Genomic DNA, 9,818 nt, shown 5'->3' with positions numbered 1-9,818 from the left:
AATTCATCTCAATAACTTAATTAATAACTCTTATTGGAAATCTATATGTTGATGTTTAATAGTCGCTTAAAGCAAGAAAATGAACAATTGAAAGAAGAATTGTTTTCCATGCAGCAAGTCAGAAAAAGTCTCGATAGTGAGATGTTAGTAATGACACTAGCTGCTGATGGCAAAGTAACTGAAATAAATCAACACTTTACTAATGATATGTTGTTTCAACAACACTCTCCCATTGGACAACAGTTAATTGATATGGTGCCTCAACGCGCCAGAGGAACAGCTCATTACAAGTCAATGTGTACTGCGATAAAACAGTCGCAACATTGGGCTGGCGCACTACAAATAATTAAAGGTAATGGTGAAGAGGCTTGGCTAAGGGCAATTTTACAGCCAGTAAAAAAGAGCAGCGGAGAAGTAAAATATTTCTCGATATACGCCAATGATCTTACCCGCACGATTGAAACCTCAAAAGAGCATGAGGATTTAATCCAAGCTTTACAACGCTCTACTGCGGTTATTGAGTTTGATTTAAATGGTACTGTGCTAACAGCAAATGATAATTTTTTAAATGCCATGGGCTACAAAAAAAACCAACTTGTCGGTAAGCACCACAAAATGTTCTGTGAACCGCAGGAGTATAACTCCACCGAATATCAACATTTTTGGGAAAAACTTCGTAACGGAAATTTTGTTGCTGATCGCTTTAAACGTGTTGATAGCTATGGCAGAGTTGTTTGGTTAGAAGCCTCCTACAACCCGATTTTCGACAGCTATAATAAGCTGTACAAAGTGGTGAAATTTGCGACTGTTATTACAGACCAAGTCAACCGTGAACAGGCGATATCAGAAGCGGCCGATATCGCTTACAGCACCTCTCAACAAACCGATATTACAGCACAAAGAGGTAATAAAGTGTTGTTAGAGATGGTTGAGGTCATGAACAAGTTAGCGTTACAAATGAACGCTGCAGCCCAAGGAATTGAAGATTTAGACAAACAGTCGCAAATGATTGGGGCATTGGTGCAAAGTATCAGTGGTATCGCCGACCAAACGAATCTACTGGCATTAAATGCCGCGATTGAGGCGGCTCGCGCTGGCGAACAAGGCCGAGGTTTTGCAGTGGTTGCCGATGAAGTTAGACAGCTGGCATCCCGCACCAGCAAGGCTACCGAAGAAATCGTTGAGGTAGTGTCTAAAAACAAAAAACTCACTGAAAATGCCGTTAGCATGATTGAGGCGGGGAAAAAACAAGCACTACAAGGATTAACTCTGTCTACCCAATCTGGAGAGGTAATGTCAGAAATTCAAGATGGGGCACAAAAGGTTGTTAATGCCGTTGGTCAGTTTGCCAATCAACTCAATACTTAATACTTAATGCTTAATGTTAGTTAATTCTATTTCTACGTTTTATACACAAAGAGATTGAGGCATTGGTTAATATCTCAATCTCTTTGTTAGTTTAACAATGGCTTTGCAACAGGGTATCCATCAATAATGTCATTTGCTGTTAAACATTAATTAAGCGCCATGACTAGGTTGAGGACAGCGTAAGCATCGGGCCTCTATTAGCTTTATACCTCAGTAAGTTGACCTAAGGTAACCGTATTTCGGCCACTGTGTTTACTGTGATATAACGCCTCATCGGCAACTTTAAAAGCACCATGGATCTGATTACGGGCTGGCAAAACTTGCACCATACCGATACTGATGGTCAGATTAATATTATGACCATCGATAACAGCCATTTGCTTCATGACTTGATTACACAGACGGTTAGCAATTTGCTGCGCTACATCTAACTCAATGTTGTATAAGATAACAGCAAACTCTTCACCACCAATACGACCGATAAGATCGTGGCTTCTGAGTCCTTTAGACATAATATCAGCTACCGCTTTAAGGGCTATATCGCCAACGTGATGGCCGAATTTATCGTTGATCTCCTTAAAATGATCAATATCAATCATCATCAACACGACCTTTACCTGCGGGTATTGCAGCCAATGACGTTCAACCTGGCTGAAAAAGAATGTGCGATTAGCCAGCTTAGTCAAACCATCCCGTTGTGACTTGATAGTAAGACTCCGTTCCAGTTTTAAAAATGACAACCAAGGCAATAATAAAGCTGTAAGTGTTGTCAATGTAACGTGGCTAAGCAGAGTGTATATGGCCTGTTCAGGCAAACCACTGTAATTGATGTTATCCCAATGAAAACAAACGAGTGCGGCTTGAACTATCAAAACGACACTGTGCAAAATAAAAATGAACTGCAGTGTTCCTGTGTAGATAGGTTCATTAAATACTGAACGCCTAATAAGCCAGGCACCGGCAATAAATAGCATTGCAACACTCAAGGAACCAACTAGGGTAACTAACGCCGGATTATGATAGCTAAAGAATAGTGCCAAAGTCATTAAACAGAGAATGGCGATACTACGCTGGCGTTTAGCTTTAGTGAAACGAAATCGTGAAAAGCGTATTAACCCAAGTAAGACTAATACTGCTGTGACAATGAGGAAGAAATCGGCGACAAAAAAACTAAAAAATGCCGGAACGTCATATCCTCTAGAGACCGAGGCTGAAATGCCAAAAACAAAGCAGCCACATGATAGCGCCCAATATTTAAAACACTTGTCTTTAGGTCTGCGTCGATAAAGTATCGACAAGTAAAAACCAATCAACAAATTGGTGAGTAAAGTAATGACAATCAGCGTGGGTAAATGCATTTCATTCCTAGCAACTAAATAGATCCCCTTTTGAATCTATCAATTAATGGTAGTAATTAACCATAAAGCAACTCTGTGGTAAGCTTATCGACTTGTATTTCACTCAATGCCATCAAGTTTATCATTCTGTTGTTAATCTCAGCACCGCTTAGCAAGCTACAATAACCGGCTAACTCACTTAAAAACACAGAGATTATCTAGGTGAATTAGGCTAAAGATATATTAATTATCAACAAGTTGAAAATGGATTGCCAAGAAAGTCATTGTGATGTCGTAAGCGCTACGTGACACATCATCCTGATGCCATTTGCCATTAATCGCCAAGATTAAGCGCTTAAGGTTGATCCTTGTAGTAGGCTTAAGATAGCGCTGCACATAGTATATGTCTACAACTATATGATTATGTTCTATTTAGTATTATCACTTAGCCTAAAAGATGGCTGATGTACTGCCCATTAGCAAAGTGGTTTGCAATTGTTATTTGCAATTTTATCGTGCTAACTTGGTTATACGTTATGTTGATAATCAACATTATTTAACAGTGAAAATTACCATCAAGGAAAAAGCTTATCAGGCGCATATTACATTAGAGCCTGATTTTACTATTAAAATTTCAGAGGTGAGATATGGATGTATCTAATGCGTCGAGACGGACCTTTATCAAACAATGCGTGATTGGTGGCGTGGCTGTTTATTCAGCGCCTTTACTGTGGGAAATGAGTCGAGCCAATGCGTCGATTATTTCTCCAGAACTAGCGGCACAATGGCAAACTCAGACTAACGGGCAATCTACTCCCAAATTTCGTAACGACGGTATTGCCAAAGTTACTGGCCAAAAAGTCTATGGCCGCGACTACCGCGCAATGGATATGGCAGGCTGGCCAAAACAGCAAGGCTATGCTTTTATCCTGCGAGCCACTGATGCAGCCCATGTTTATCAAGGCTTCTCGCTCGACCATCTCCCCGCTTCGGCTAAACCCTACAAGGTGATCACTGCGGCAGATCTTGCCCGCGACAAGGTTAAGTTGCCTGACTTTTACGGTGATAATATGTTGCTGGCCGAGGGACAGACCGCAGATTATCTGGGGCATGCAGTAGCGATTTTATTATTCGACAGTTTTCATGCCTTTAAACAAGCTAAATCTTTACTGCAATTTGACAAGGCTTTGTTGCGCTATGGTGAAGAAACACCTTTTGTATCCGAGACTAAAAACCCTTATGCCAATTGGCGTATTATTCGGGTAGAAGGAGAAGATGGTGCCAGTGAGGATACATACAGCCCACTGCACGATGGATTGTTTTTTCCCAATATTAAAAACTACAAACCCGAATGGTCAGGTGATGCAAATGCCCAAGGCTCAGTGTCTGAGCGCGGTCTTTTTTATGCTGGCGAAATAGATAAACAAATTGAAAGTGCTAAAACGAGTCAGCAATGGCAAGTATTAGAGCGGGAATATCGCACTCAAATCATCGATCCTATGATGATGGAACCAGAGGCCTTCAATGGTTGGTTTGATGCCAATAGCCAAACATTCCATACCGTGATTACTGCACAATCGCCACAAGACTTCCAAGAGATGGCCGTGCACATGCTGTCGTCGGGGCCATTAGCGGGTAAAGTGAATAATCTCGTGGTGCACTCGCCTTATATTGGTGGCGGTTTTGGCGCGAAAGATCATTCGATATTTCCTTACTATGGTGTACTGGCAACCATTTATGCCAAGGGGCCAGTAAGTGTAGCCAACGACAGATTTGAGCAATTTCAATCAGGTCTAAAGCGCCATCCGTTTACCATGAAAAGCCGCTTAGCTGTCGATAAAGCGACCCTAAAAATTCAAGCATTAACTTCACAGATGACGGTTGATGGCGGTGGACGTGAAAACTTCAGCCCATCCGTAACCTCGGTTGGCGCGACAGCAATGCAAAGCATTTACTACACCCCGCGTAATGACATTGTCGCCACCGCTTATGCATCGCGTAATCCTGATGCGGGTTCGATGCGGGGTTATGGCACATTGCAATCGATGACCGCAATGGAAAGTATGATCCATGAGATATCAGCTGAGCTAGAGGTCGATCCGTTTAAGTTACGAGCGGCTAATGTGATGGTTTCGGGGCAACGTAATACCCAAGGTGCAATACCTAATGGCACCCTGCGCTATCGTGAAATGCTCGACATGGCCGAACAAGATACCGTGTGGCAACAACGCGTAATCAATAAAAAAGACTATGAAGCGAAACACCCTGGCATGCGCTATGGCGTTGGTTTTGGTATTGCCACTAAAGACTATGGTACAGGCGCCGCGGCTCCCAGCGCTGCGATTCAATTGTCTAAAGACGGTAAAATAAGCTTGGATATTGGCTTTATCGAAATGGGTACTGGCACGCAAACCTCTCAAGCTGTAGTGGTGAGTGAATCGCTAGGGAATTTTGCCGATGAGGTGAAACTGGCCGAAATCGATATTTGGGATGCGATGCAATTAGTACAAACCGACAATCCTTATATTATTTCACAACAACGCCAAGATGAAATGGCCGCTAACCCTCGCTGGACACCGGTTAAAGCCATGGCATCATCGGCATCGATGTCGGCGTATTATCAAAGCCATGTTACCCGTATTGCCGCCGATATTATTTATCGTCACGGACTGTGGCCCGCAGCCGTGTCTATTTGGAACGAGTTGTATTTCAATACGCCAATGGGCGCAACCAATCTCAATGACCCCCGCGATGGCCGTTGGACTGGCGGCAAGCTAACTGCATTGGGCTTCCCTCCGCTTTCAATCGATATCTTGGCTAAACGCGCCCATGATTTGGGCTTAGTGGTTGGCGTAATGGGTCATGCCTTTAACCGCTGGGCGTGGGCCGAAGCGGATTTTGAGATTTTCGGAACCAAGGAGCGTATCGCGCTAGATGCTTTAGCATTGCAATACGGAAAAGGTGATAAATATCATGGCAGCGCTGCTCGTATCGCTCGCATGAACTCTAACGGTTATCACTTAATCGATCGTCAAGCTATGCGCTACCCCAAAGCTGAGCTGAATAATGCCATGGTGACTTATTATGCTCCGTGCGCAACCTTAGTCGAAGTGGCAGTAAATGAAGGCAATGGTGAAGTCACATTACTGAGTTCTCACACTTGGTTAGAAGCCGGTAAAGTGATTGTGAACGAATTAGTTGAGGGGCAAATTCAAGGCGGTCTTGCCATGGGAATTGGCCATGCTCTACATGAAGAATTACCGCCATTTGAAGCAGGAGCGGGTAACGGTACGTGGAACCTCAATCGCTATAAGGTACCGCTAGCAAGGCATGTTGGCGTTTGGAGTCAGCGACATACTATTTTACCGCAATTGTCTGAAACAGATCCAAGCCGTGGTATTGCCGAAGTGGTGATGATACCTGTCGTTTCCGCACTGGTTGAAGCTGTTTATCAGGCGACTCAAGTGCGCTTTTACGATCTGCCTATGACAGCGAAAAAAATCAAGGAGGCCATGGCATGAGCCAGTCAATAAAGTTAACCATAAATAACCAAGCTGTTGGCCCGATTGATGTCGGCGATGGCACCATGATGATTGAATTTTTACATGAGTATTTAAATCTCACTGGCACTAAGTTTGGTTGCGGCGTTGGCGTCTGTCATGCCTGCACTGTCATCGTCGATGACGACCAAGGCATGAGTGAAGTTGTCCGCACTTGTATCAACGGCGTCGAGCGGTTTAATGGCAAACGTATTCGTACCATTGAAGGCCATGCCAAGCAAAATGCTCAAGGCGAAATCACTACACTGAGCCCAGTACAACAAACTTTCTTGGAACATTTCTCGTTTCAATGCGGTTGGTGTACATCAGGATTTGTTAATGAATCGACGGCACTGATAGAACGACTTGAACGTAAACCTATCGCCAAAGATAAAGTGGAGCAAGTGATAGAAGAGGCTTTAGCTGAGCACGTATGTCGCTGTACTGGCTACGTTAAATACTATGCGGCGATGAAAGATTTAATCCTCAAAACAAAGGGGTTAACACTCTCATGAAACCATGCGACCAACAATATACCGCCCGCCTTATAAAGGTTGGTAAACTAAGTCAAAATTTATTATTGACCATAGGTCTAAGCGTGTTCGCCAGTTCTTGTAGCGCGGCCGATGAGCATGTCAATAATAGTGGTGACATCGAACGCGGTGCTTATCTGATGAAGATAGGTGACTGTGTGGCTTGCCATACCGCAGTGGGTGGCCGCGAATTAGCCGGTGGTTTACCGTTCGAAACGCCATTTGGCGCTGTGTACTCAACCAATATCACCTCAGACAAAGAAACAGGTATCGGTAAATACAGCTACGAAGATTTTTTTGATGCTATGCATCATGGTGTCGGCATAAACGGTAATCTATATCCTGCGATGCCTTATACGTCTTACAGCCTGTTAACCGATGAAGATACCCAAGCGATTTATGCTTATTTGATGGACACCAAACCCATTAAACAAGCTAATCTCGACAATGATGTCTACTTCCCTTTTAACGTCCGCTTTGGCCTTAAGGCATGGAATTTAGTCGCCCATGATGCAAAAAAGTTTACCCCTAAGAAAGATAAGAGTGAACGTTGGAACCGCGGTAACTATTTAGTCAATGCTTTGGGCCATTGTGCTGAATGTCATACTCCAAGAGACAGCTTATTTGCCATGGAGCAAGACAAACACTTTCAAGGTGCAATTATCGAAGGGCTTGAAGCATCGAATATTACTCCAGCCGAACTGAATCGCCAAAACTGGACTCATGATGATTTAAAGTCACTGTTTACTGAGGGGTATTCTCGAAAAGGCACAGTATTTGGTGGCATGTATCCTGTGGTGTACCACAGCTTTAGCCACTTAACTGACGATGATATGTTCGCAGTAAGCAGTTACTTACTCGATACCGATAAGAAGATAGCCGCGAAAGCGCTCACCTTTAACGGCCATCAGCGTAAATTACCTGGGTATGATCTCTACATGGGATATTGCGCCGGTTGTCATGGTCAAAGTGGTGAAGGTCGACCTAATGTGGCCCCTGCCATGGCAGGAAATGCCACTTTAGATAAAGCCAGCCCCCACAACATAGTCGCGGTGATGTTAAAGGGAATTAAAAGCCAACATTACAACACTACCACCAGCTTTTATGCCATGCCAGGCTATGCTGATAAATTTACCGATGAGCAGCTAAGAGACTTAGCTAACTACCTGCGAGTGACTTGGAGTCCTCAACCAGGCGATTTAACCTTGAATACGATCAGTGATTTAAAGGAAGTGATATTCGAACATGATTAAACATGTGTAACATATCAGCTTAAACAAAAGCCGACCTGGGGTCGGCTTTTTATTGCAATGCAGATAACAGTTGGCTTGGGCGGGGAGGCGATAAACATTAACATTTTTTGGGATAAACCCGTGTATTAAGCAAGGCACTAAAAGCCTTGTAATAGCTTTATCCTAATCAAGTGTTATAGCAACTCCCTACAACACATCATTAAGATCTTGTATTGCATCTATCACCATACCAGTACCGACACTGATCAATAGTAAATCAGTCCCCACACGAACAATTTTCTGTCCTTCAGGTGTCCGTCCTAGCTGGACGGTTAGCGCAGAAGGCACATCATAGTAAACAACATCCGCAGGCAGCGCTTGGCCTTTACGCCATTGTTTAACACTGCCCGGTGGTTCGCAGCGATTGTGTTTCTTGGCTAACCCTGGTGGACAATGCTTGGCATCACGGCTGGTATAATAGTAATTATTAATAATTACCTGACGGTCATTACTAAAATAAGTCTGGTAATTATTGCTATCATTATCATGTTTCTTATGATGTTTTTTGTCGTGTTTTTCAGATTTTTGCTTATGGCTATGCTCATGCGAATCATGATCTTTAGCAACACTGTGGCTGACTGAAAGCACCGTTAAGGTACTTAACACAATAAGAGGTAATATATAACGATTCATAAAATTGATTCCTTTGCGATCAAATAGGCGCTAGTAAACATGCTTAACCAACGATATGCCTTACCGTTAAAACCAAATACTTTTAATGATACGGTTGATGTGGCTGCAAATGTAGTGCTATTGCACGCTGTTGTCGACATTAATCGATAGCATGTTTCTATACGGCTATGACTTCAGTTCCAATGCCAACTGTGAAAACAACACTCCTTGCCAACCATGTTGTAAAAACTGACGGATATTTTGATGATCAGAGCCCTGTGGCGTGGCCAAAACATCTCGATAATGTTGGCCGAACATTGCCAAGGTTTGCGGCTTAGATAATTGATGAATTTGTCCAAATGCCAAGATCTTACAAGAACCTGAATTCTGCCCTGCCTCATTGAGCAGATCACCATTTTTAAATGCACTTGGACTAAAATCATAATGGCTATCGATCAATGCCATAGACTCTTCAAAGCTCACGGTCTCCGCTCGCTCAGTTAAAGAGGATATAAATTCACTAATCTGTGTTACAGCCATAAAATACGCCCTTCCCTCAATACAATAAAAGTTAACTCATCCACATCAGATTACGCAAAACAATAGCAAAATAGCGCCACTTACTATAGTGAAAAAGCCTTAATGGTAACTGACCATCAAAGAGCTTGACCTTTAGCTCAACTCTATTGCAGCAAAATTAGGCCTCGGTAGCTTATCCAAAATACTGTATAAATAAATCACTACTAGCGACAAGATGGCACCGATAATAAATAACCAATATCCTCCAAGATGATCCAGAATAATCCCGCCGCCCAATGGCGCAAACGCGAAACCAATTTCATAAAATGATGCCGCACCAAAGTAGGCTCCTCGCAAATGTTTAGGCGCAAGTCGATCAATATGCACATTCATCGTAGGGAACAAAATGGTTTCAGCTAAACTCATGATAATAATGGCGCCAATCCAGCCCCAAAATAAATCAATCGGGTTATATGCTAACCACACTTGTGAGCACATCAACAGGATCAATCCGAACTGGATCCGATGAATTAAACTGGAGCCGGCCATTAATTTTAATAGTAAAAATTGAGTTGATATGATCACCAAGGCATTGGTAAAAATCATTGCAGAAATTAG

At 42.9% G+C, this 9,818-nt stretch carries 8 protein-coding genes and 1 pseudogene; 5 read left to right on the top strand and 4 right to left on the bottom strand.

Annotation, left to right across the window (positions count from 1 at the left end):
- Positions 1 to 45: 45 nt before the first annotated feature.
- Both H5185_RS23485 and H5185_RS23480 read left to right on the top strand, forming a co-directional pair.
- Positions 46 to 828: pseudogene (locus tag H5185_RS23485) on the top strand (PAS domain-containing protein); the annotation flags it as partial.
- A gap of 96 nt (positions 829 to 924) precedes the next feature.
- Complete coding sequence (locus H5185_RS23480; RefSeq protein WP_404948346.1) at positions 925 to 1,368, top strand: methyl-accepting chemotaxis protein; 444 nt, start codon at positions 925 to 927, stop codon at positions 1,366 to 1,368.
- A gap of 203 nt (positions 1,369 to 1,571) precedes the next feature.
- On the opposite strand, the gene H5185_RS19040 is transcribed toward H5185_RS23480, so the two are convergent.
- Entirely contained in the window at positions 1,572 to 2,726 is a 1,155-nt protein-coding gene (locus tag H5185_RS19040) for a diguanylate cyclase (protein WP_182742876.1), read from the bottom strand.
- A gap of 626 nt (positions 2,727 to 3,352) precedes the next feature.
- On the opposite strand from H5185_RS19040, the gene H5185_RS19035 reads away from it, so the two are divergent.
- The 3 genes from H5185_RS19035 to H5185_RS19025 are packed head-to-tail and all read left to right on the top strand — an operon-like array spanning position 3,353 to position 8,030.
- Entirely contained in the window at positions 3,353 to 6,226 is a 2,874-nt protein-coding gene (locus tag H5185_RS19035) for a xanthine dehydrogenase family protein molybdopterin-binding subunit (protein WP_182742875.1), read from the top strand.
- Positions 6,223 to 6,759, top strand: coding sequence for a (2Fe-2S)-binding protein (locus H5185_RS19030; RefSeq protein WP_124015592.1), 537 nt, complete (start codon positions 6,223 to 6,225; stop codon positions 6,757 to 6,759). Before H5185_RS19035 ends, H5185_RS19030 begins: the two co-directional genes overlap by 4 nt.
- On the top strand, positions 6,756 to 8,030 hold the full coding sequence (locus H5185_RS19025) for a cytochrome c (protein WP_182742874.1): 1,275 nt from the start codon (positions 6,756 to 6,758) through the stop codon (positions 8,028 to 8,030). The genes H5185_RS19030 and H5185_RS19025 overlap by 4 nt, the downstream gene beginning before the upstream one ends.
- A gap of 186 nt (positions 8,031 to 8,216) precedes the next feature.
- Here H5185_RS19025 and H5185_RS19020 read toward each other — a convergent pair whose 3' ends face one another.
- The 3 genes from H5185_RS19020 to H5185_RS19010 form a co-directional block, all read right to left on the bottom strand.
- Complete coding sequence (locus tag H5185_RS19020; RefSeq protein ID WP_182697474.1) at positions 8,217 to 8,702, bottom strand: hypothetical protein; 486 nt, start codon at positions 8,700 to 8,702, stop codon at positions 8,217 to 8,219.
- 165 nt (positions 8,703 to 8,867) lie between these two features.
- Positions 8,868 to 9,221, bottom strand: coding sequence for a HopJ type III effector protein (locus H5185_RS19015; RefSeq protein ID WP_182697475.1), 354 nt, complete (start codon positions 9,219 to 9,221; stop codon positions 8,868 to 8,870).
- A 132-nt stretch (positions 9,222 to 9,353) separates the two neighbouring features.
- Positions 9,354 to 9,818 (bottom strand): MFS transporter (locus tag H5185_RS19010; RefSeq protein ID WP_182742873.1); only part of this gene is annotated, 465 nt, incomplete at its 5' end.

The organism is Shewanella sp. SG44-6, from assembly GCF_014164185.1.
GTDB lineage: Bacteria > Pseudomonadota > Gammaproteobacteria > Enterobacterales > Shewanellaceae > Shewanella > Shewanella vesiculosa.
Note: the sequence above shows the minus strand (reverse complement) of the source record. Positions and strands in the feature narration are given on the sequence as shown.